Source organism: Arenibacter sp. F20364, assembly GCF_023015905.1.
Classification (GTDB): domain Bacteria; phylum Bacteroidota; class Bacteroidia; order Flavobacteriales; family Flavobacteriaceae; genus Arenibacter.
Genome location: NZ_JALKBD010000026.1, coordinates 55,480 through 78,932, shown reverse-complemented (window position 1 = coordinate 78,932; position 23,453 = coordinate 55,480). Strand labels below are relative to the sequence as shown.

General features: G+C 35.5%; 17 protein-coding genes and 1 pseudogene. 16 read left to right on the top strand and 2 right to left on the bottom strand.

Annotated elements, in window-relative coordinates:
• The 14 genes and pseudogenes from MWU84_RS18245 to MWU84_RS18180 all read left to right on the top strand — a co-directional run.
• Positions 1 to 407: pseudogene (locus MWU84_RS18245) on the top strand (NAD(P)H-dependent oxidoreductase); the annotation flags it as partial.
• A gap of 74 nt (positions 408 to 481) precedes the next feature.
• A complete protein-coding gene (locus MWU84_RS18240) occupies positions 482 to 892 on the top strand; it encodes a RidA family protein (RefSeq protein ID WP_246904412.1) in 411 nt (136 codons plus the stop codon).
• 22 nt (positions 893 to 914) lie between these two features.
• The gene (locus tag MWU84_RS18235) at positions 915 to 1,598 is read left to right on the top strand and encodes an NAD(P)H-dependent oxidoreductase (RefSeq protein ID WP_246904411.1); all 684 of its coding nucleotides are present in this window, start codon (positions 915 to 917) and stop codon (positions 1,596 to 1,598) included.
• Between the two features lie 776 nt (positions 1,599 to 2,374).
• A complete protein-coding gene (locus MWU84_RS18230) occupies positions 2,375 to 3,598 on the top strand; it encodes an efflux RND transporter periplasmic adaptor subunit (RefSeq protein WP_246904409.1) in 1,224 nt (407 codons plus the stop codon).
• 120 nt (positions 3,599 to 3,718) lie between these two features.
• The gene (locus MWU84_RS18225) at positions 3,719 to 6,907 is read left to right on the top strand and encodes a multidrug efflux RND transporter permease subunit (protein WP_246904406.1); all 3,189 of its coding nucleotides are present in this window, start codon (positions 3,719 to 3,721) and stop codon (positions 6,905 to 6,907) included.
• Between the two features lie 11 nt (positions 6,908 to 6,918).
• Positions 6,919 to 8,385, top strand: a complete 1,467-nt coding sequence (locus MWU84_RS18220) for a TolC family protein (RefSeq protein ID WP_246904404.1) — start codon at positions 6,919 to 6,921, stop codon at positions 8,383 to 8,385.
• Positions 8,386 to 8,639: 254 nt separating this feature from the next.
• Positions 8,640 to 9,533 (top strand): AraC family transcriptional regulator, encoded by an 894-nt coding sequence (locus tag MWU84_RS18215; protein WP_246904402.1) that lies wholly within the window; start codon positions 8,640 to 8,642, stop codon positions 9,531 to 9,533.
• 128 nt (positions 9,534 to 9,661) lie between these two features.
• Positions 9,662 to 10,342, top strand: a complete 681-nt coding sequence (locus MWU84_RS18210) for an SDR family NAD(P)-dependent oxidoreductase (protein ID WP_246904400.1) — start codon at positions 9,662 to 9,664, stop codon at positions 10,340 to 10,342.
• 591 nt (positions 10,343 to 10,933) lie between these two features.
• Entirely contained in the window at positions 10,934 to 11,479 is a 546-nt protein-coding gene (locus MWU84_RS18205; RefSeq protein WP_246904397.1) for an acyl-CoA thioesterase, read from the top strand.
• A gap of 15 nt (positions 11,480 to 11,494) precedes the next feature.
• Positions 11,495 to 12,289 (top strand): methyltransferase domain-containing protein, encoded by a 795-nt coding sequence (locus MWU84_RS18200; protein ID WP_246904395.1) that lies wholly within the window; start codon positions 11,495 to 11,497, stop codon positions 12,287 to 12,289.
• Between the two features lie 389 nt (positions 12,290 to 12,678).
• Entirely contained in the window at positions 12,679 to 13,437 is a 759-nt protein-coding gene (locus MWU84_RS18195) for a GNAT family N-acetyltransferase (protein WP_246904393.1), read from the top strand.
• A 923-nt stretch (positions 13,438 to 14,360) separates the two neighbouring features.
• Positions 14,361 to 15,182, top strand: a complete 822-nt coding sequence (locus MWU84_RS18190) for a sterol desaturase family protein (RefSeq protein WP_246904390.1) — start codon at positions 14,361 to 14,363, stop codon at positions 15,180 to 15,182.
• 347 nt (positions 15,183 to 15,529) lie between these two features.
• On the top strand, positions 15,530 to 16,495 hold the full coding sequence (locus MWU84_RS18185) for a DUF4369 domain-containing protein (RefSeq protein WP_246904388.1): 966 nt from the start codon (positions 15,530 to 15,532) through the stop codon (positions 16,493 to 16,495).
• A 235-nt stretch (positions 16,496 to 16,730) separates the two neighbouring features.
• The gene (locus tag MWU84_RS18180) at positions 16,731 to 17,453 is read left to right on the top strand and encodes a hypothetical protein (RefSeq protein WP_246904387.1); all 723 of its coding nucleotides are present in this window, start codon (positions 16,731 to 16,733) and stop codon (positions 17,451 to 17,453) included.
• Between the two features lie 77 nt (positions 17,454 to 17,530).
• Here the strand turns inward: MWU84_RS18180 and MWU84_RS18175 are convergent, their stop codons facing one another.
• The gene (locus MWU84_RS18175) at positions 17,531 to 17,722 is read right to left on the bottom strand and encodes a hypothetical protein (RefSeq protein WP_246904385.1); all 192 of its coding nucleotides are present in this window, start codon (positions 17,720 to 17,722) and stop codon (positions 17,531 to 17,533) included.
• Positions 17,723 to 18,091: 369 nt separating this feature from the next.
• Between MWU84_RS18175 and MWU84_RS18170 the strand changes: the two genes are divergently transcribed.
• Complete coding sequence (locus tag MWU84_RS18170; protein ID WP_246904382.1) at positions 18,092 to 18,646, top strand: hypothetical protein; 555 nt, start codon at positions 18,092 to 18,094, stop codon at positions 18,644 to 18,646.
• Between the two features lie 524 nt (positions 18,647 to 19,170).
• Complete coding sequence (locus MWU84_RS18165; protein WP_246904380.1) at positions 19,171 to 22,896, top strand: hypothetical protein; 3,726 nt, start codon at positions 19,171 to 19,173, stop codon at positions 22,894 to 22,896.
• Between the two features lie 190 nt (positions 22,897 to 23,086).
• On the opposite strand, the gene MWU84_RS18160 is transcribed toward MWU84_RS18165, so the two are convergent.
• The gene (locus MWU84_RS18160) at positions 23,087 to 23,392 is read right to left on the bottom strand and encodes a hypothetical protein (protein ID WP_246904378.1); all 306 of its coding nucleotides are present in this window, start codon (positions 23,390 to 23,392) and stop codon (positions 23,087 to 23,089) included.
• Between the last annotated feature and the right edge of the window lie 61 nt (positions 23,393 to 23,453).

The window sequence follows — 23,453 nt, the reverse complement described above, 5'->3', positions numbered from 1 at the left end:
TTTGGGTGGATGAGCACCAGCAGATAGGTATTGATTTTTCAAGCCGTTTTGTAAATGCATTTCAAAGGCTGTTCGACAAGGGGTACGAAAACGTGAATGGAATGTGGACAAGCATCGGATGGAACTCAAAAAATCCAGAAATCAACTACGGAACAGGTGGTTTATTACATGGCAAGCAATACATTTTAACCAGTAGCTGGAATGCCCCTCATGGTGCATTTACCTTACCTAATGAATTTTTTAAAGAGATAAGTGTTGATAATGATCCATTATCTGGTTTTCACGGAATGAATCGATATTTAGGAATGAAGTTACATACTTCAATACAATTTCATGATGTCGAAAAAAATTCAGACATACCGAAAGAGTTAAGCAATTACGAGCAATTTTTAAAAACAGTTTTATAAATGAAATACACTTACAAAATAAGTAAAGTAACTTCTAAGATCAAATTTCCATATAATCGAATAAAACTAATAATATGAAAACAACTGTAGAGTATATTAAAACCACTCCCGACCCATACAAGTCATATAATTTGGCACAAGGTTATAAAGTAGATAATATGCTATATATTTCTGGTCAAACTGCTTATGGGGATGATGGGAAATTAATAGGAATAAATGATTTTGACCTTCAAGCAGCACAAACCTTTAAAAACTTAAAAAGAGTTTTAGTAGCGGGAGGTTCCAGCATAGAAAATGTTATTAAAGTAACTATTTTTTTAAAAGATATGAGCAACTTTAACAAAATTATAGACTTACGTCACGAGCATTTTACATCACCTTACCCAGCAGATTCAATAGTAGAAATCAGCTCATTATATTCAGCAGATGCCCTGATAGAAATTGAAGCCATAGCAGTAACCAATAATGCCATTAAAAAAATATAACAACAACTTAAATTTAATAACAATGAAAACTATTTTACATATTGACGCGAGTGCCAGATTAACCACAAATTCAGTAGAAGAATACAACTCCATTTCAAAATCAATCGCAGCATCCTTCATCAACAAATGGAAGGAAAATAACCCAACAGATAAAATTATCCATAGGGATGTTGGCGTTAATCCGCCTAATTTTATTACACAAGATTGGATTGCGGCTGTTTTTACTCCAGATGAAGCAAAAACTAAAGAGCAAAGAGCATTGGTATCATTATCAGATACTTTAATAAATGAATTAGAACAAGCTGATATTATTGTGATGTCTTCACCTATGTATAATTATGGTTTACCAGCAGCTTTAAAAGCTTGGTTTGATCAAGTGATTCGAATAAACAAAACATTTAGTTTTGATTTAACTCGCGGAGATCATCCTTTAGAGCCAATAATGTCAGGAAAAACAATGGTGTTGGCAACATCTTGTGGCGAATTTGGTTTTGGACTAGGCGGTATTAATGAAAAAATGAACCACCTCGGACCACATATACAGACAATGAGTCATTATTTAGGAATCGATACCTTCTATGAGATAAATGCCGAATACCAAGAATTTAACGATGATAGACATAAAAAATCCGTTCAAAATGCGCACAATAAAGCTAAAGAACTAGCTTCTACATTGAGTAATTATTGCATTTCTACTCTACAATAGAATTAAAAAAATACTACCCATAATAACAATGGTAACCATTGCACAAGCCTATAATTTATAAAACAACAGTTTTGGTAACCGCGTTTTAATAGGGTTTTATTTTTTAAGTTACTGGAGTTGCATGTAATTTTAGATGCCCTAGAAGTAAGCTTTTAAACTTAAATACCCCCATTTTTTTATAAAAACGGACAAAGCCAGCATCCCCGCCCTACTTTTTGTCCGTTTTCCTGAAAATTTCAGGTATTCTTGCCCGTGCCGTTCAGGCGGGTTTTGATGTTGTAGGCAATGGCCCATAGCTGCATTGCCTTGTTGGCCTGCGCCAATCCCAATTGGTAAGCCTACACGGCTCGATATTCTTTCTCCTTTGACTTGGTGGATACTTCGGTTTAGAGTGCCAGGAATTTCGTGCCAATTGTGCCATTATAAAAAATAGAAACTAGAATAATCTCAAATTCCGGTTTCCCGCAACTTACTTTTCAAGGATTTGTTTTTTCTTTTAGGCTATAAAAATATACCAAATAAAGAAGGCTACTTATTCTAATTGGTGACTATAATTTCGGAGCTGCTTTCCACTATCCTAGTTTATCGCATAATATCTTCATATAAAAGAATGTCTTTTTAGAAAACTGTATAAGAGTGTTTTCTGAGATTAAATAAAAAAACTAAGAAGATTAGATTTTGGTCATTTATATAAACATAATGGTTAGCCATTAGGGAGCAGCTCATTATAAATTTGCTGTGTCAAAACATTAATCAAAAACCTAAAGAAGAACAAGATGAAAAAATTTGATATAAATACCCAAAAAATTTCCAAAAGTGTATTGGCACTTGCCGGATTGCTTTTCATTGTAATTATTATACTCGCTTTCACGTCAGGGGATGTTGAAAAAATTGAAACTGTTGCGGCTCCACAGGCCATGCCGGTAGAGGTGTCGTCACCCCTAATAGAAAAAATAACCGAATGGGATGAATACACAGGCCGTTTTGAGGCAAGTAACCGAGTGGAAGTACGGGCTCGTGTTAGCGGATTTTTGGAAAGTGTCAATTTTGTTGATGGGCAGATGGTCAACAAAGGAGATGTGCTTTTTACTATTGATGACAGGCCTTTTAAAATTGCTCTTGACCAAGCAAATGGAGATCTTAGTCAAGCACAGGCATCCTTAAAAACAGCACAGGATAATTTTGAAAGAGTAGAATCACTTCGTGAATCAGGAGCTGTGTCCATTGAAGAATTCGATCGTAGAAAACAAGCCCTGGAATATGCCAAAGCAAGTATTCAATTGTCACAGGCAAGGGTTGATAATGCAAAATTAAATTTGGAATTCACAAGGGTTACGGCACCAATGGCCGGTCTAGTGAGCAGGGATAGGGTGAATGAGGGCAATTTAATCGATGGTGGTTCTTCCAACTCCACCTTGTTGACCACTATTGTTGCCACAAGTCCTATTGATTTTTATTTCACCGGAAGTGAGTCCGATTATTTAAGATATGTTCGTTTGGCAAGAAACGGTGAACGAAGGTCTGCCCGCTCTGAAGGAATCCCAGTATTTATAAAACTTCAGGATGAAGAGGATTTTGTGCACGAAGCTAAAATGGATTTTGTGGATAACGAGATAGATATCAGTACCGGAACGATCGAAAGCCGGGCGGTGCTTGAAAACAAGGATCATTTGTTGGAACCCGGAATGTTCGGAAAAGCAAGGATAGCTGGAAGTGCCGAACACGAGGCCATTATGATTCCAGATGAAATCATAGGTACCAACCAATCCATTCGTTTTGTATACGTATTGGGTGAGGGCAATCTTGTAACTACAAAGAATGTCACATTAGGGCCATTACATTCCAACGGATTGAGAATCATTAGGGATGGAATTTCCCAAGAGGATAAATTGATAACGAATAACATTCAAAAAATAAGACAGGGAATTGCTGTCACCCCAATAGAAACGGAATTGCAAAAGAGTGAATCAGGAGAGTTGGCCATTGCCAAAATAGAGTGATAGCCGTCACATCAAAATAGACCCAAAAATTATTCCAGTCCCTTAAATTGCTCCTCCGGGTCCATAAATTGGAGGGAGAGAGGAGCAGGAGGTATACTATTTTTCAATTGTAGATAAATTATGAAATTCAGTCACATATTTATAAAAAGACCCATTTTTGCTGCAGTACTGAGTGTACTCATACTTATTGTGGGCGGTCTGGCATATGTATCCTTGCCAGTTTCTCAATTCCCGGATGTTGCGCCACCAACGGTGGAGGTTGTGGCCCTATATCCAGGAGCAAATGCCAAGACTCTTTCGGAAACAGTAGCAGCACCTCTTGAAAAAGAAATCAATGGGGTGGAGGGGATGATCTATATGACCTCTCAATCTTCTGCTGACGGCCGTGTAGTGCTGCAAATAGCCTTTGAACTGGGAACCGATCTGGACAGAGCACAGGTGCAGGTTCAGAACCGTGTTGCCATTGCAGAACCAAGATTACCGGAATCGTCCCGTCGATTAGGAATTACTACCAAAAAAATATCCCCTGACATCCTATTGGTGGTGAATATGTATTCCCCGAACAAAACCTATGACCAAACCTATATGGGGAATTATGCCACCTTGCAATTGAAGGACCAATTGGCACGTATAAAAGGTATTGGCGATATACAGATTTTTGGGGCTGCTGAATATGCCATGCGAATTTGGCTGGATCCTGATAAAATTGCCAATTTGGATTTGACCGCAGGTGAAGTGGTTGCCTCACTTCGGGCACAAAACATACAAATTGCCAGTGGTACGTTGAATACCTTGCCTTCAGGTAACCAATCTGCCTTCGAAATTAATATTCAGACCCAGGGCAAACTTGTAACTACCGAACAGTTTGAGAATGTCATCATCAAGTCGCATGGAGATGGTAGAATTGTGCAATTAAAAGATATAGGAAGGGTTGAATTGGGTGCTCAAAATTATGCTACCAAGGGATACTTGGGAAAAAATCCTGCTATAGCCATGCCTATTTTCCAACAACCGGGAGGCAATGCTTTGGAAACAGCTGCTGAAATTCAAGCCAAAATGGTGGAGTTGTCCAAGAATTTTCCAGAAGATCTGGAATATAAAATTGCTTATAATCCGACAGAATTCATCCAAAAATCTGTAGATGAAGTATACCATACAATTTTTGAAGCCATCATTTTAGTGGTCTTGGTAATCCTTTTATTTCTACAATCCTGGCGAGCGGCCATCATTCCAATTCTTGCCATACCGGTATCCCTTATAGGAACCTTTGCCGTTATGCAGGCCATTGGGTTTTCTTTGAACAACCTTACGTTGTTTGGCTTGGTATTGGCAATCGGAATTGTAGTGGATGATGCCATTGTCGTGGTTGAAAATATGGAGAGGTATTTGTCAAAAGGACTTTCCCCTAAAGAGGCTGCCGTTAAGACCATGGATGAGGTGGGAGGTGCTTTGGTGGCCATAGGTCTGGTTTTAATAGCGGTTTTTATTCCGACAGCATTCTTAGAGGGCATATCGGGACAATTTTACAAACAGTTTGGATTGACCATTGCAGTTGCAACGACCATTTCCGTGTTCGTTTCCTTAACATTGAGTCCGGCCATGGCAACTTTGTTAATGAGGCATGAGGAAAAAGATCATAATAAAAAGACGCCCATATTACTCAAACCATTTGTTTTTGTTGGTACTACCTTTAATAATTTCATGGAAAAAATTTCCATAAACTATGGTAAAACTGTTCAAAAACTTATTAGAACATCAATAATGGTATTAGTGGTGTACGGTGGACTGGTATTACTTACAGGAATAGAATTCAACAGGGTGGCCAAAGGGTTTATTCCGGCCATGGATCAACAGTATTTTATCACGATTGTGCAATTACCGCCAGGCTCTTCCTTATCTAGAACTGATAATGTCATGCAAAAGGTATTGGATATTGCTTTGGATGTGGACGGAGTTGAAAATGCGGTTGCATTTACTGGATTTGATGCTGCTTCCTTTACGAATGCTTCCAACGCCGCTGCAGTATTTTTACCCTTGGAAGATTTTGAGGTAAGAAGGAAAAAGGGCCTAGGATATGAAGCATTGCTAGGTACCCTACAACAGAAATTGGCACAGATAGATGATGCCGTAGTTCTTGTGATTCCTCCTCCATCTGTGAGAGGGATAGGGAATGCCGGTGGGTTTAGAATGATGGTACAGGATAGAGGGAATGTGGGAACGGATGAACTCTTGAACGCCACCTATGCATTGGCTGCTGCAGCCAATAATGACCCGATTCTTAATAATGTATTCACTTTTTTCAACAATCAGACCCCCCAATTGTATTTGGATATCGATCGGGTTAAAGCAGAAAAATTGGGGTTAAATGTAGGTGATGTATTTCAGTCGTTGGAGATCTATATGGGATCCGCATTTGTCAACGAATTCAATTATTTAGGGAGAACCTTTCAAGTGACTGCTCAGGCCGATGCGCCAAACCGTTTAACACCAGATGATATATCACGGATCAAGGTTCGAAATAAAAATGGGGAAATGGTGCCACTTGGAACGATCACTACCCAACAAAATATTTCCGGATCCTCAAGGATTCCAAGGTTTAACTTATATCCTGCAGCTTCGTTAAATGGGAATATTGCTCCTGGATATAGTTCAGGGCAAGCTTTGGATAGAATGGAACAGTTGGCGGAAAAGATTCTACCACAAGGTATTTCATATGAGTGGACGGAATTGGCGTATCAAGAAAAACAGACGGGAAGCACGGCAGGCATCGCATTCTTATTGGCCGTCGTATTTGTCTTTCTATTATTGGCGGCTCAATTTGAAAGTTTGGTACTCCCTCTAGTGGTCATATTCATTGTTCCTATGGTATTATTGTCTGCAATGATCGGTATTGACTTGGCAGGGTTGGACAACAACATAATGGTCCAGATCGGACTTATAGTTTTAGTAGGATTGGCCAGCAAGAACTCCATTTTAATCGTGGAGTTTGCCAAGCAATTGGAAGATCAGGGCAAGGACTTGAAAACCGCAATTATGGAAGCTACTAAATTAAGGCTAAGACCCATTTTAATGACAGCAATGGCCTTTATTTTAGGTGTTGTGCCTTTAGCTATCGCCACCGGCGCTGGTGCAGAGCTCCGTGTGTCATTGGGTATTGCTGTATTTAGCGGTATGCTCGGAGTGACACTTTTTGGGATTTTCCTGACACCGGTATTCTATTATTTGGGAAGAAAATGGTCCGCCACATCTTCCAGCCCCAGCACAGTTAAACCTGTGCCAACAAGCATTGAAAAAACTGAATTAACTTAAATTTTAATAAAATGAAGAATTTGTTTATTGTCGCCATATTGTTATTCCTGTTGGTTTCCTGTGGAATTACCAAACGCGATTTTGATGTGGCGCCCAAAGCGAAGGTTGAAGAGAATTTCTTAGAACTAAATAGTTCCAATGCTTTTACCAAAGTTGCTACGGCCCAGAATTGGTGGTCAGAATTCAACGACCCCATTTTGGACTCTTTAATTGAAAAAGCAAGAAAACATAATATGGATATCAATTCTGCCGTAGCGAACGTTTTTGCCTCAAGGGCTTTATTTAAAGAAACAAAATTTGATAGAGTCCCAACAGTGACGACCAATGGCAATTATACGAGAACCCGTCTTGGAGAAAACGTCTTTGTACAAGGGAGCAATCCCACTTATAGCAACTACAATGGCAGCTTCGATGCTTTTTGGGAAGCTGACCTGTTCGGAAGGGTTTCCAACCGTATTAAAGGGGCCTATGCCAATAATCAATTGGCAGTGGCCGATATGCAAGGGGTATATGTAAGTATTTTTGCCGAAGTGGCCAATAATTACATGGAATTGAGAGGTTCACAATACCTATTGGATATAGCACATCGTAACTTAAAAGGGCAACAGGATACTTATGATCTGACGGTTAAATTGTCGGAGGCTGGAACAAGCAATAATCTTGACGTTTCTAGAGCGTTGGCACAATTGGAAAATACCAGAGCTACGATTCCTCCTCTAAAAGCAAATATTGAAGCATTGAAAAATAGATTGAGCGTCTTGATTGGAGAAGTGCCTGGTAATCTGGATTCGACCATGGTAGAGAAGCAACCTTTGCCAAGTTTACCTTCATCAGTGGCTTTGGGAGATGTAAACGAACTGTTGCGTCGCCGTCCGGATGTACGTCGGGCAGAAGCTGCATTACAAATACAAATTGCCAGGTACAATTTGTCTGTGGCAGAACTTTATCCTAAGATTCAATTTGGCGGATCTATTGGGTTTTCTGCCGTTGATTTTTCAAATTTTGGAAGTAAGGAATCCTTTACTTGGAGTGTCATGCCCAATATAAGTTGGGCTGCCTTTAACCTGGGAAGGGTGAAACAACAGATCAAGGGGAACGATGCCTTAACATTTGCATCACTGAATCAATATGAGAAAACCGTATTAAATGGATTGGAGGAGATCCGAACAGCTTTGAGCAATTATTCGAACGAATTGCAAAGAAAGGAAACATTAAGAGCTTCTTCGGAGGCCAGTGCAGAGGCCGCCAAATTTGCCAAACAGCGATATAATGCCGGTCTGGATAGCTTTATCGACTTTTTAAGTGCCGATAATACGCTTCTGCAATCCGAAAACTTGTTGGCAAGAAGTGAGATTTCTTCGGCAACATCGCTAATAGCAATATATAAAGCTTTAGGTGGGGGATGGGAAATTATTTCCGAAAATGAATTGAGCAACAAATTTGAGCAAATGAAATACCTCGAGGATAATTCAAAATAGCGCTAATTTTAAGGGTTATATCGGGACTGCCATTTCTCTGTGAGGAATATGGCAGTTCCCTTTTTCGCGAAAATAAAATTATTTTTTACACTAATGGATAAATATTTGGCTTGGATATCAGTATAAGGTCAAGGTATTGGATAGGTTTAAAACGAGTGGTGATATTTACAAATATGGAGTTACATTGATTTGTTTCATTTAACTATTTTAATGACTGACGGCCTAACTTTAAGACCATTATTTTGTAATTTTATATGATGATAAGAACCGAAATTCCTGTTTTTGAAACAAGCAATGATTTTCATGAAGCGATTGGATTTCCCCATAGAAGCCACATCCCTAATTTTGATGTGTATGCCTTCGAAAGGTCGGAGCCTTCCACAAGGCGATGCATGCCTCCTTATCGACAAGGTTTTTATTATATAGGTCTATTAAGTAATGTTGGGAAAAGCAAATTGAATCTGAACACTGACTGGCTTAGTCTAGATGGGTATCCATTATTATTTGTAGTACCAGGGCAAGTTTTCTCGTGGGTATGGGATGCAAAAATAGCTGGATTTAATATTATGTTCAAAAAGGAATTTTTGATGCATGTAGTCCCTAATTTAATTGAGGATTTCCCGTTTTTAAAAATGTCAGAAAACAAAGTGTTGGTTTTGACAAAAGAGGAGCACGAATCCCTTTATTTTGATGCCGAAAGAATGCATTCCGTATTTAAGAATCCTCATCCCTACCAAGAAAAAATGCTGGAAGGCATGTTGCTCACTTTTTTGTATTACTGTAAAGCAGTTTATGAACGCTACAAAAAGACTGAAAATCATTTGACAAGTGCACAAATGATAACCCAAAAATTTGAAACCCTAGTTGATAAAATGTATGTGGATACCAAGAATGTCAGTGATTATGCCGATCAACTCAACATTACACCGAATTACCTGACCACTACGGTAAAAAAATTAACAGGTAAAAGCGCCAAGGATATCATTCAGGAAAGGCTACTAGTTGAAAGCAAAAGCCTGTTGAAATTTTCAGGCCTGGATATAGCGGAAATTGCCTATAGACTCAATTTTCAAGAACCCACCCATTTCACGAGATTCTTTAAAAAGTTAAGTGGTACGACACCAAATAAATTTCGTCAATTGAATTGATGGAGAGCGATTTAAATTTGTAATTCGGATACAGTGCAGTAAGTCAGTATTTGGGTCATTTATTAAAGAAAAGTGGTTATTTTTTGAGATTGTTTTTAGTTAAATTTGTAGAGTTAAATAGTTTTGCCATGAATGTTAATAGAATTGCAGTTGTCACAGAATCTGGTAATGGGTTGGGAAAATCATTTGCCCATATTTTATTGAACAATAATTACAATGTAATATTTGCTGCTAGTAAGAAAAGTTTCGAATTGCTTTCTCAAGATGGAGGAGTTCTTCAAGACTATAAGTTGGTAAAAACAGATTTCACATCAGCAGAAAGCCTATTGGAATTAAAAACAAAAATAGATTCTGAATATGGGCGATTGGACCTTTTGGTCAACAATGCTGAAATAGCCAATGGCTTTGGTCAAAAAATCGATCAAATCAACCTCGATGAGGTGAGGCTTGTATATGAGACAAATTTGTTCGCAGTCATCAGGATTATCCAGGTATTGAAGCCTTTGCTTGAAAAAGGAATAGATCCCAGTATTATTAATATAACAAGTGCATTGGGCGATATCAATAAAATGCGGGATGACGAATTCTGCTATTCCAACTATTGTATGACTGCTTATGCGACTTCTAAAGCTGCATTGAATATGTTTACCCATTTACAGTGCAAGGAATTCAAGCCTTCAAAAATTAAAATCAATAGCTTCGATCCTATTGCCTTAAAAAATTGCACCCATAACTCCGTTACCATCTGCGATGGTATAAAAGATGATTTCATTGCCCTTATAAGACACGAGGAATCTCCTATTCAGTAGGTGGCAATCCAGTTACTCTTTATGGCCTTTTGTTAATTTATGTTTTTATTTATTAGGTGTTCAACTAAACGGCTTTCAGAATATAAAGATTGACATTCAGGTGATTTGCCAGAATAGGAAACATTATCTTCTGGGATGCCTACAAACGCATATGAACAATTTTAAAATCCATAAACAGCAAATTTTAAAGTTGTATCTAAATTACCCCTTCAATTGCCTTTTCCCGCAACTTTCTTTTCCCGGAATTGTTTTTCTTTATTTCAACAAAATTAATCAAACGAACGATAGCCAGACCCCAAAAAATAGAGCAGGGGACGCAGGCATATTAACAGTAAAACGAACTATTGCCCTCCACATCTATAAGGAATCTATCTCTCATCAAGACACGCTTGCACCCTCTGAGTCAATACCTTATCTTAGTTGTAATAAAGTAGTCCACACTGGGCACCGGTAACGGATAAAATCAATATCGGCTGTATTTACTGTGGAATCAGCCGGGTAGATACAAAGCTTGTATTTTTCTTTACCTGAAAATCAAGCTAACCTACAAATGAAAGTTGTACAAACACGCTTGTTGTAATTATAAATAACATGATTTATTATTGGTTCACTATTATAAAAATATTAGTACTCAGAAAGTTTCAAAGTGAAGTAGGTTATGACCAGACAATTAGAAGAACCTTTAGAGTTGGACCGTTTGACTGTGACGGCTTAAGGGTAATGACTGCGGCAAAATACCCCATTTACATGGACTTTATTCGTTGGGAATTAATAGCAAGGTCTAAACTATTTAAAGCTATTGTACAAAGGGGACTGGCCCCTACATTAGGGTCTCAAAAGATTATCTATAGACGGCCACTAAAGATTTGGTCGAAATTTGATGTCATATTGGAAAGTGTAGGCAGAGATGACAAGTGGGTATACAATGTTCACTATTTTGAGCAAGAAAAGGAGGTCAAGGCTATCGGTATAACAAGGGCGCTTATTTGGAAAAGGGATATTCCCACTGCATTGACGGACATTATGCAAGAGATTGGGGCAACAGAAAAAAAGGTACCACCTCAATGGGTTTTGAATCTTTTTAAGGAAGATAAGCAAATCATCCAAAATGCAAATTTGAAAAACTATATCTTGTAAAGAGATATATCCAATATGAAGGAAAACAAAATCGTAAAAAGAGATTCCAAAGAAGGGTCAGAAGTATATAATAATAGATCATTGGAAGTAGATTATCGTACTTTAAAACCCTTATTGAGAAAAGATATCAGAGTACTTGATGTGGGCTGTGGAACAGGAGCTATTTCTAAGGATGTTACGGCTATCATTGGAAATGGCGGAAAAATAATTGGGATTGATAAGGACCCTAATTTTATAGAAAATGGAATTGCTAATTATGGACATATAAAGAACTTAGAGCTGATCACTACAGACATATTTGATTTTAATCCCGATCAGAAGTTTGATTTGATTATTTCTGCTAGAATGCTTCAATGGTTATCCAATCCGAAAGAAGCTTTGTTAAAAATGAAATCATTACTTAATCCCAATGGTGTTATATCTATATTGGATTATAACCACAAGAAAATTCAATGGAACCCAGATCCACCACAAAGCATGGTTGAATTCTATGAAGCATTTCTTAAATGGAGGGAGCATGCGGGCATGAATAATGAAATAGCCGATTCTTTGCCTTCTTTATTTCAGGAAATTGGGCTTAAAAACATACAAGCACTACATTCTGATGAATACTATACTAGGGATAGAAAGGATTTTAAGTCTAAAGTAGGTATTTGGAGTAAGGTAGCTGGATTAAAGCAAATATCCGAAGAAGATTATATTGATAATTCTCAAAGATTAAATGCTGCAAAGGAATATGAGGATTGGGTAGATACAGAGGCTATATCCATGACAATGTATCTTTCAGAAACTAGAGGTGAAATTGCTTAACGATAATAACCAAGCGTCTGTGTGGTTGGCAAGCCTGTCCATAAGACCGCGCTGACTGTACCTAGTCCGGTTATCACTTATTACGGCGATTACTCAAATTTCCTAATTCTTCGTTTCCCTTTATACAACTAGAAATATTTAAAATTACGGTTCTCCACAACCAACTTCTCAAGGAATTGTTTTTCTCTAGTTCAATAAAATTATACAAACGAACTATAGCCAGACCCCAGAAAATAGGGCAGGAGGAAGCAGAGCCATAAACCATTTAATTAATAACTAGACCAACGAAAAAGATTTATTAAATTGGACCTATAATAGGAATATACACACTAGTAATTATATACAATTGTCGTGCTTCATGCAAGAAAACGGATCTAAAAACTAACATCATGAAATTAATTGAAGTTACACCCCAAAACGCATTAAAAGAAACGTACTTCTGTATAAAAGACAAAAAACGACAAGGGTTTAAAGACAAACACAATTGGTTTCAACAACGCCACAAGGAAGGTATGCGTATCAAAATACTCAAATCAAGTGACGATAAAATGATTGGTTTTATTGAATACGTGCCAGCCAAATATGCGTGGCGCCCAATTAATGCAGACAACTACATGTTCATTCATTGTATTTACATTTATTCTAAAAAGCAAAGAGAGAAAGGCTATGGTACTATGTTAATTGAAGATGCGGAAAAGGAAGCAAAATCGAGAGGGTTAGATGGTGTATGTGTAATGACCAGTGCAGGTGGTTGGATGGCGGATGAAACCCTATTTGAGAAGAATGGCTTCCTTCAAATTGAAACAAAGGATAGATTTGAATTACTTGCTAAAACATGGAAAAATAATACTAGCAAACCTAAATTATTGGACTGGCATAGTCAACAAAAAAAGTACAAGGGCTGGCACTTAACCTATTCAGACCAATGTCCTTGGAATGAAAAATCAGCAGAAGCCATTCTTAATGTGGCTATGGACTACGGAATTGACCTTAAGGTGTCAAAAATATCAACAATTGAAGAGGCAAAGTCGGCACCATCGGGTTTTGGCGTTTTTAATCTTTTAAGAGATGGTAAATTATTGGAAGATCACTATATCAGCCACACAAGGTTCCGGAACATTGTTAAAAAAGAGCTTGAAATAGAATGATAATTAACTTTTAGTAATAGAGGTAAAAGAGAGCGAAAGCACAATCGAGTGGATGGCTCCGCCATCAAATGACGGAGTGCACCCCTCACACCACCGTACGTACGGGTCTCGTATACGGCGGTTTGCAATCCATCTTTTCAATCGCTCTTTACACCAATCGAAACTATTCCGTACTTTTTCAAAGGACTACAGGTTTTCTTGGGAATCGGTCACCCAATTAGTGAAAATCAATGCTCCCATCGTAATTTCCGGAAGGACTGCGTTCGGTCCTTCCCCACTTGTGAGACCTATGCAGTTTTATACAACTCGTTTCCTGTGGGTACTATGACCTCTGCTGACTTCTCCGTTCAGTTATACGTAACTAGGCCAACCCCCCAGCTGGCTCGTTCGCTAAAAATGTCTGCCAGACATTTTCTTAACGCTCCGCCCTCCAGGTAATGGCATCGTCCCCGCCTGAATGACACGGGCAGGTTTCCCTCGATTCCTGCCGTATCTACATAATTATCCATTGGTTACTCTTTGGGGCTTTACAATGATGTGCTTGCTTACCCGGATAAATATGCCTCGTATACGGTTCCTGTTCGTCAGTACCGAACTTTGTAGTCCTGCTTCCTTCAGATGTAACCTCACGGTTACCACCCTTGCAGCTTACTAATGGTTCAAGGCGTTACCCCTGCCCATAAGGGACTTGCACCCTCTAGATTAATTAACTACTTTTCTGTAGTTAAAAGATGCCCATGCTGGGCACACACATCGTATAAAATTAATTGCTTGTTCTCGCCTACTTCTGAAAATCCTCGCGGATTTTCTTTTCGGTTTGTATTTCCTAAATTCGTTGCTAAACCACGCAACTAATCTTATATAAGAACGTTAGGTGCAAGTTGAAAAAAGTACCAAGACAATTAATCTAATATTTTTAAACTATGGATTTAATAAACAAATTGTTGGGAATAGACCCAAATTATATTGTGATTGGATTAATTGCCTTCTTCTTTTCTTTAGAGCAAATAATGCAATCGCCATTTAGTTTCAAGAATAGAATTAATCATCTATTACAAAATGTACTGTTCCAAATTATACTTGTGATTTTGAATATCTTTTTTGTTACATTTCAAGTTTTTTCAATTGAATGGCTAAATGGAAACAATATTGGACTTTTATATCTAATTGAATTACCTGTTTGGGCTAAACTTTGTATTTCTGTTGCATTGTATGACATTACAGCGTACTGGATTCATAGAGGAACTCACAAAATTCCTTTACTATGGAGATTTCATAGAGTACATCACAGCGATACAACAATGGACTCTTCATCCGTTTTTCGTTTTCATCCCATTGAGTTAATTTTTGTTTTTGGAATTGGAAATATAATTACTGCAGCGCTCTTTGGAACAGATGTCTTTTCTATGGCGTTGTATTATTTCATCCTGTATTTGTTCTTCTTTTTCGAGCACGCAAATCTAAATTATCCAAAATGGTTAAATTCGACTTTTGGATTATTATTGGTAATGCCTGACCATCATAGAGTCCACCATCAACAAAACCAGATTTATACAGATTCAAACTATGCCGATATATTTATAATTTGGGACAGATTATTTGGAACTTTTAAAATGATGCCAGTAGAAGATATGAAATATGGATTGGCGGAATTTGATACAAATGAAAAACAGTCATTCCTCTATTTAATTAAAAGCCCTTTTATAAATATTAAAAGAATTAAATCTAACAAGAAAACTGAATAAAAACCAGCACCTAATAATGGCTCCCATGAAAAGCACCAGTCCATCCCAATAATTTTAAGGGCCTGAAAATCAAAGTTTTATTTTTTATCAGTCCTACACCTAAGATGAAATGCGATTTTACCCTTTACGGTTTCCCGCAATCAACTTCTCAAGGAATTGTTTTGCTTTATTTCCATAAAATTAAGCAAACGAACTATAGCCAGACCCCAGAAAATAGGGTAGGGGTAATTAGAGCCATAAACTATTAAATTAATAACTAGACCAACAAAAAAGTTTTACTAAATTGGACCTATAAAAGAAATATAACTACTAGTAATTATATACAATTGTTACAAAATATTTCAAAAATGACTTTTAAGCTGATTGTACTATTATTTACCTCGATCGTGATTTCATCTTGTCTTGGACAAACAGAAAGCAAGAAAACCTCTATTTCGGGCAAATTGTTTTCTTCAGAGGGTAAAACCGTGTATTTAAATAAAATTGACCATTTTGATTATCTCAATGATAAATTCACAATTGATTCAACTACTGTTTCTAAAAACGGCGAATTTAGGTTTAACGGTCAAAATTTAGATTCACAGTTGGTGTCCTTAACCACCGAAAAATTTAAACCCTACACCTATCAAATATTTAGTGCCGCCCCGCAAACTTATTATTTTGGGAATTGTGAAAAGTTCTTCACTTCCATACCAACATTTTACGTAACGGACGAAGAATCTATCGATATTAACTGGTATGAAACTCAAAGCATTGATTCCATAAGCAGCCCAAATAATAGTGGATTAGCACAAATCCAATTGAGGGAGTTTTATCTGAATTCAAAAAAAATTGATGCGAGTAACCTTAACTATGACAATAAGCAGGATTTCGAAGAAAACTGGGAGCAAATGCTAATCGAAAAGGACTTTGATTTAAAAAAGGTCAATTTTGAAAACATAAAGCTTGAAAAGAGTTTTGACAACTATTTGTATACAGAAATTTATCTAGGACATTTAAATCAGTTTTTAAACTGGTTTGAAGAACACTTTCCCGGGGACGTAAAAACCTCAATCCAAAATCCTAAGTTGGAGAATTTCTATTCGAATATTTTTTCAGAATACAAGAGACATAAATGGAATTCTAAAAGCCTTGAATATTACAAGTTCACGGAACGATATGTTAATCATTATATGAATATCCAAACAAAGTCCTTTGAACACTATCATAAACCCTCGAACAAAAAGCGAGAACTAGCAGCAATGGTTTTGGACGGGAAAAACAAAGAACGCTACCTTACCCTGGTGGACAAACAACTAAAAAACGTTTTGTAACAATGCTAAACGTAATCCGGACTTTAGGGCTAAAACGAAAGGTCTGTCTATATTTATAATGTCGCTAAATCTTATGGATTTAGCTTTGGAGCAAAAAAAGAAAAAGCAAAGCAATAAGCTTTAGCTTCGTGCGTAGACGAAAACTGGCCAACGCGTCAACTCGCCCACTGCTGTCGCAGATGGCGTACCTCCGCACCACGTTTAGCCTAACCGTTGTACGAACAAAAGAGAAAAAATGATAAATCTAAATAATAACGAGTTCAAAATCAATCATTGGGGAATTTTATATTATTATGATGATGACTTAGACAATCTGTTAATTGCCGAAAAAAAAATAATTGAAAATTCAGAAAAATACGCTAAAACTTTAATCGAAGAATTTCGAAATAAAATTAAAAATGATTCTGAACTACAAACTGAGCCAACTAACGAGCAAGAAGGCTCATTACAAGCACAATATTATGGACATTATTATGGACACACAGAAAAATTTCTAAAACAAATACCCCAAAATTACAGAAAAGCATCACTTCTGTCAATCTTTTCAGTTTTAGAAGGACAATTAAAACTTCTTTCAAACTTAATCGAAACTAATTTTGAGTTTAGTGTAAAAATAAAGCACATTACTGGGAGTGATTATATTCATAAATACTGGATTTATCTTACGAAAGTTTATGAATTAGAATCGAAAGATGTAGAAAAAGAATATAACCTGATAAGACAGCATAAGTACATTCGGAATAAAATAGCTCACAATAATTCTGAAATCGATGATAATAAATTAGCTTTTATACAAAGGACTAAAGGATTGACAATGAGAAAATTTGGGACAGACAATATAGTCGAAATAGAAAGTGAAAATTATATAATAGAAATAATTGAACTAATTCAAGCCTTTTTCAATAAGTTAATAAAAGTTATAGATAGAAGGTACGGAGAATTAAAAAACGTTGGGTAACAATGGTAACCTTTGCACAACCCTATAATTCATAAGTGATCTATGCTATAAGCGGCCTTTTAGGGCCGTTTTGTTTTTTAAACGAAGGTGTTGTCACTCATTTTTATAGTGCCAAAAAGGAAGCAAATAGCCTTGTGGAGTACATTTTCCATAGAATGGTTCAGAACTATGCTTCCTGCTCCGCTTTTTACTCGTTTTTGCGTGAATTTCAGGTACTCCTGCCCGTTCAGGCGGGTCTTCAGGTTGGACATGGCCGAGAGGTGCATCACCTTGTTGGCCTTTGCCTAGCCCAATTTGTAAGCCTACAGCTCGTTATTCTTTCTTCTTTGTCATGGTGGATACTTCGGTTTAAAGTGCCATGCATTTCGAACCAATTGTGCCACTCTGGACAATAGAAATTAGAAACATCTCAATTTACGGTTTCCCGCAACTTATTTTTCAAAGAATTGTTTTTCTTTAATTCCATAAAATTAAGAAAACGCATGATAGCCAGACCCCACAAAATAGGGTAGAGGGCAACAGAGCCTTAAACCATTAAATTAATAACTAGGCCAACTTAAAAGATTTGCTAAATTGGGTGCTTAAACCAGAAAACTTGTCTTATAAAGACCCTTACCAGCTTTTGTAAAAAAAATAAAATGATGAAAACAATATTCGATTCCGATTTTGAAATAATAGCTGATGATCATGAATTTAAATATCAGGAATCATTAACAAAAAAACTTGATTCATCAATTGATGATTTTAATCAAGATAAATTGAATGAAATAGTTCTCTGGAAAGTTAACAGATACGCTAAATTTGATGAAGGCATAATTGAATTAATCAACTCCATTGATAAAAATGAAAGAGAGCTTAATATTGCTAAGACTAAAGAAATTTTAAAAGGTCTTCTAAAAACTAATGGAGTGCAATTAGCAATGGCTTCAACAATTCTAAGATATAGAAATCCCAATGTGTATCAAATAATTGACCAACGAGTATATCGGGTAATTTATCCTAATCAAGTTCTTGATTTAAATACGTATCCTTCAGAGAAAAACCTGAATTTTCAGATAGATTTATATATCAAATATCTCTACGATTTGAATTTAATATGTTCTGATTTAAAAATCCCATTTGATAAATCTGATAGAATACTTTTTATGGCAGATAAAAGAATTAATAAAAATGAGAAATTGAAAAATTATTAAGATTTACTATCTGCAATAACTTAAGAAGTCTTCGTATGGTCGGTACAGCCTGTCCCGTAATCTCTGCGGAAGCCAACTTAATGACCGTGTTAACCAAACAGGACCCAGACTCCTTTACGATGGGATTGCTAAATTTCCAGCATAAAATTGTGCTAAGCATTTCGGACCAATTGTGCCATTATCAAAAATTGAAACTAGAAATATCTCAAATTGCGGTTTCCCGCGACTTACTTTTCAAGGAATTGCTTTTCTTTAGTTCCATAAATTAGGCAAGCCAATGGCGTCCAGACCCCACAGAATAGGGAAGGGGGCAGCTGAGCCATAAACCATGAAATTTATAACTAGGCTAACTAAAAAGTTTTATTAAATTAGACTTATAAAAGAAATATAACAACTAGTTTGCATATTAAGTCGTTGTACACAAGCTATGAAAACCAGCCGCACAAACAGCACATTTGGTTTTTCCACAACTAAAGCCAACGTTTAAAAACCAAAAGAGCTGTTTTTAGCCAACACCTAATGAGATGAGCAGACTACAAGAAATCGAGAAGGAATTAACTTCAATAAACGATGCCGTTTTCCAAGAATTATGTGACAGCTTTTTAAGCATTAGAAATAAAAACTACTCTGCCTTTTCAAGGACTGGAAGTCAAAGTGGAAAACAAAAAACTACAGTAGGAACACCAGACTCTTTTTTACTTTTACCAAATGGCCAATATATTTTTGTTGAGCACTCAACAAATATAACTGCTGGACTTTCAAAACTAAGAGATGATATAAATAAATGTATTGATGTAACTAAGACTAGTATTGAGTTAAATAAAATTTCTGAAATAATTTTATGTATTAACTTTAGTCTAAAGGCAGATGAAGTTGAGGAATTAAAAAATCTTCTATCAGGTACTTATATCCAACTTACTGTTTATACTCTAGATTCATTAGCTGTAGAACTTCATCTTCACCATCGTGATTTAACTCATCAATATCTAGGATTACCTTTAGACACAGGACAGATTGTATCCATTAAACAATTCATAAAAGAATACAATAGTGCTTCAAAAGGTATTTCGACACCATTAGACAATACCTTTTTACATAGAGAAAAAGAACTTACCGAATTATGTAATTCCTTGAATGAATCAGATTTTATAATTCTTACTGGTGCGCCTGGAGTAGGAAAAACAAAATTAGCATTAGAATCTATAGATAATTTTCTCAAAGAAAACCTAGATTATAACGCTTACTGCATTTCTTATAAAAATCACACATTGCTAAATGACTTGTATCAATACTTTAAAGAAGACGAAAACTATATTTTATTTGTTGATGACGCAAACAGGATAGATGCATTCAATCAAATAATCGGTTTTTACAAAACACCAAGAAAAGGTAAACTAAAAATTATAATAACTGTGCGTGATTATGCATTCCAAGAGATTGGATTATTATGCCAAGAGTTTTCACCTCAAAGGATTGACGTATACAAATTAAGTGATGAGCAAATTAAAGATATTATTAAAGCTAAGCCTTTTGAGATATTGAACCCTGAATATCAAAGAGTAATTATTCAAATTTCAGATGGCAATCCAAGGTTGGCTATTATGACTTCCTTATTAGCTAAAGCCGAACAAAATATTTACGTGCTCTCTGATGTTTCCGATTTATTTGAAAAGTATTTTTCCACATTCATAAAAGACGAAGGAGAATTTGCTAACGATTTAAACATTAAGATTCTAGGTATAATTGCATTTTTCTATACTATACCTTACAAGGACAGGGCTGTAACTGAATCTATTTTAGCAAATTTCAATATAAAATACGATGAATTCATTGATGCCATTGATATACTTGATAAACTAGAACTTGTTGAAATTCAGTTTGAGCACATAAAAATACCTGAACAGAATCTTTCAACTTACTTTTTCTACAAAGCATTCGTAAAAGATGACTTACTTTCTTTTGAGGTTCTACTAAGTAATTATTTTGAGTCCAATAATTATCGTTTTAATGATTGTGTAATTCCTGCTAATAACACATTTGGTCATGAGAATGTAATGGAAAAGTTAAAACCAAAACTTCAGGATTATTGGAAAACGATTAAAGGAGAGCATAAAAAGGCTTTAAAACTACTAGCAACGTTCTGGTACTATCTTCAGGACGAATCTCTAGCATATGTCTATGAATTTATTGAAAGCCTCGAAAAAGAAGAAATTGAATATTACACTGTAACTTATAAGAATAATCAGTTTGCGTACGACAAGAACGATATAATTGAACTTTTAGGTGAGTTTTTTAGATTTCCATCAAATTTAAAAGATGCGATACAACTATCTTTCGAATATGTCAGAAAACAACCAAAACATCTACCTGAATTAATTCATAAAGTTAGAGAGAAATTAACTTTTGATGTTGACGACGAAAAATATCGATTTGAAAGGCAGAATGTACTATTTGACTGTCTAATTGAAGGTCTAAACTCAAACGATAAATTGTATTCAATTGCTTTTTTCGAGCTTTCAAAAAGCTTTATAGCTTTTAAGTATCATCAAATCAAAGGAGGAAGAAATAATTCTATTACTTGGTATGATTATCCAATTCCTGCATCTCATTCCGTTAAAAATTTTAGAGAAAAAATATGGAAGTCTTTGTTGAGTAATTTTGATGATTCTCCAAAAGAATCATTTAATGTTTTATTAAGTCACCCAAGTGGTAGAAGAGACATAACAAAGGATTTATTAGAGTTTGATGTTAATTTTATTGTTGAAATAATTCAAAAAAAATTGAATAATGAATTGTTTGAGCATTGTAGATATGTACAAAGACAAATCAAAGATTTACAAAGTAATTCAATTGACTTACCAATATTCTCATCTCTTAAAGAGCAGTTTATAAATGATATGTATAAAACATTTCTTTTAATTGATTGGAACAGAATTCGAGATAAAGAAATGTTCGAATTTGATGATTTTAGAGAATACGATAGGTTGAAAGAAAATGAAATTAGGAAATCTTTCATATTCAGCTCGATTGACGAGTTTAAGGAATTCTATAAAAGCTTCATTTATCTAAGTAATGTCACCGATAATAATTGGAACTACAATAAATCATATGACTGTATTGTTGACGAAAACCTTAATAAAAATTTTGAATTAGGTTTAGAAATGCTAATAGAAACTGTAAAAAAAGATAATGAGATTGGTTATTTACCTTGGGCTGTTTTTCGCAATCAATTGAATGATTCTGAGAAGGCATCAAAAATATGGAAATTAATTTCGGACTATAGTTTCAAATCAAAATTCCAATGGCAAATGTCATATTTCAATTATTTATCAACTTCTTTAATTGATGATGAAAAAGTAAAGAACTTATTAGAGACGGTTGAAAACATTGATGAGCGCTATACAATTCATTTTGATATGCTACAAAAGTATTGGGAAAAAGAGCCGAACTTATTCCAATCAATATTAAAGTTAGTACTTAAAAAAAATGAGAACGAGAAGTTTGATATATTGTTATGGATGGATTTGTTTGACACTCATTTCGATAATTTGGGAGACGATTTGGATTTAGTTAAAAAAAGCTATATACAGCAAGATAAACTTCAAACTTCATTTGATAATGAACAAAAAGGTCTCTTAAAAATTCTCAAACTAGATTCAAACTTCCTTGTCCAATATATTGATAGCCTTTTTACTGAATCTAGTAATAGAATTTCTTCAGATAGAAAAAATCTACAGGTTATTTGGGAATTAAAAGATGCTGAAGAGTTATTAGTTAAGATATTTGATTTAATAATTGAAAAAGATACTTACTATGGAATACTAGAACATTTTTGTAATGCATTCTTTTGGAATTTAGTAGAGCCTCATAAATCAAGAGCTAACAATTTTATTGAAAAGTATGTAATTGACAATAGCAAAGACACTAAGGAAATAGAAATTATTGTTGATATTATTAGGCACTCTTGTCAAGATATGTTTGAAAAAGTTCTTTTACTTTATATTTCTCTGAATCAAAATGTAGAAGACTTTAGACATCTTGCGTGGAGAGGAAATGGAACAAGTGGCTCAGGTGATGTAATACTTTCCGATATTGAGGCGGCTGATTGGAGACGAATACTTTCGATTGTCGAAAAATCAGACTTAGGCATTAAACTAATCCCAATCAAAAAATATTTAAATGACCGAATTGAATGGTGTTTAAAAAGTGGTGATAGAGAAAGACAAAGAAGATTTTTATCGAGACACTAATAGCCAACGCTTAAAGCCATACACATTTGCAATTCGCCACAGCCAACACACATACCCAAAATTGCAAAAGAGTATGTCTTTGCCAATGCTGAATGACATTAAGAACGGAAAAAAGCCAGTGGTCAATAAGTTGTCGCAAAGAATACCGCCTATATTCTGGTCAAGACTGGTAGTAGATGTTATTTAAGTTTTATAGTGGAATATTTACACCGTACTTTATTTCAAATTCTTTAAAAAATTGATGTAGAGAATATTTTTCGTGTCTGCATATATTGTATATCGTAGACATAGGAATATCATAACCAGCTGATTCTTTTAATTTGGTGATGGTTGAAGATGATAAGCCACACAATTTAGCATATTGGTTTTGGCTTACTTCGATTCCCTTTTGATTTTTTGGTTTTATTAAGAATTTTTCAAATATGAACGCACAAAGATATTTATTGACCAATGCATTGGCCTTATTAATCTCACCTTTGTCCGTTTTATTTATCATATAATACTATCACTCCCAAATCAAATCAATAATTAAAAAATATCTGTTCGCTATAGCGAAC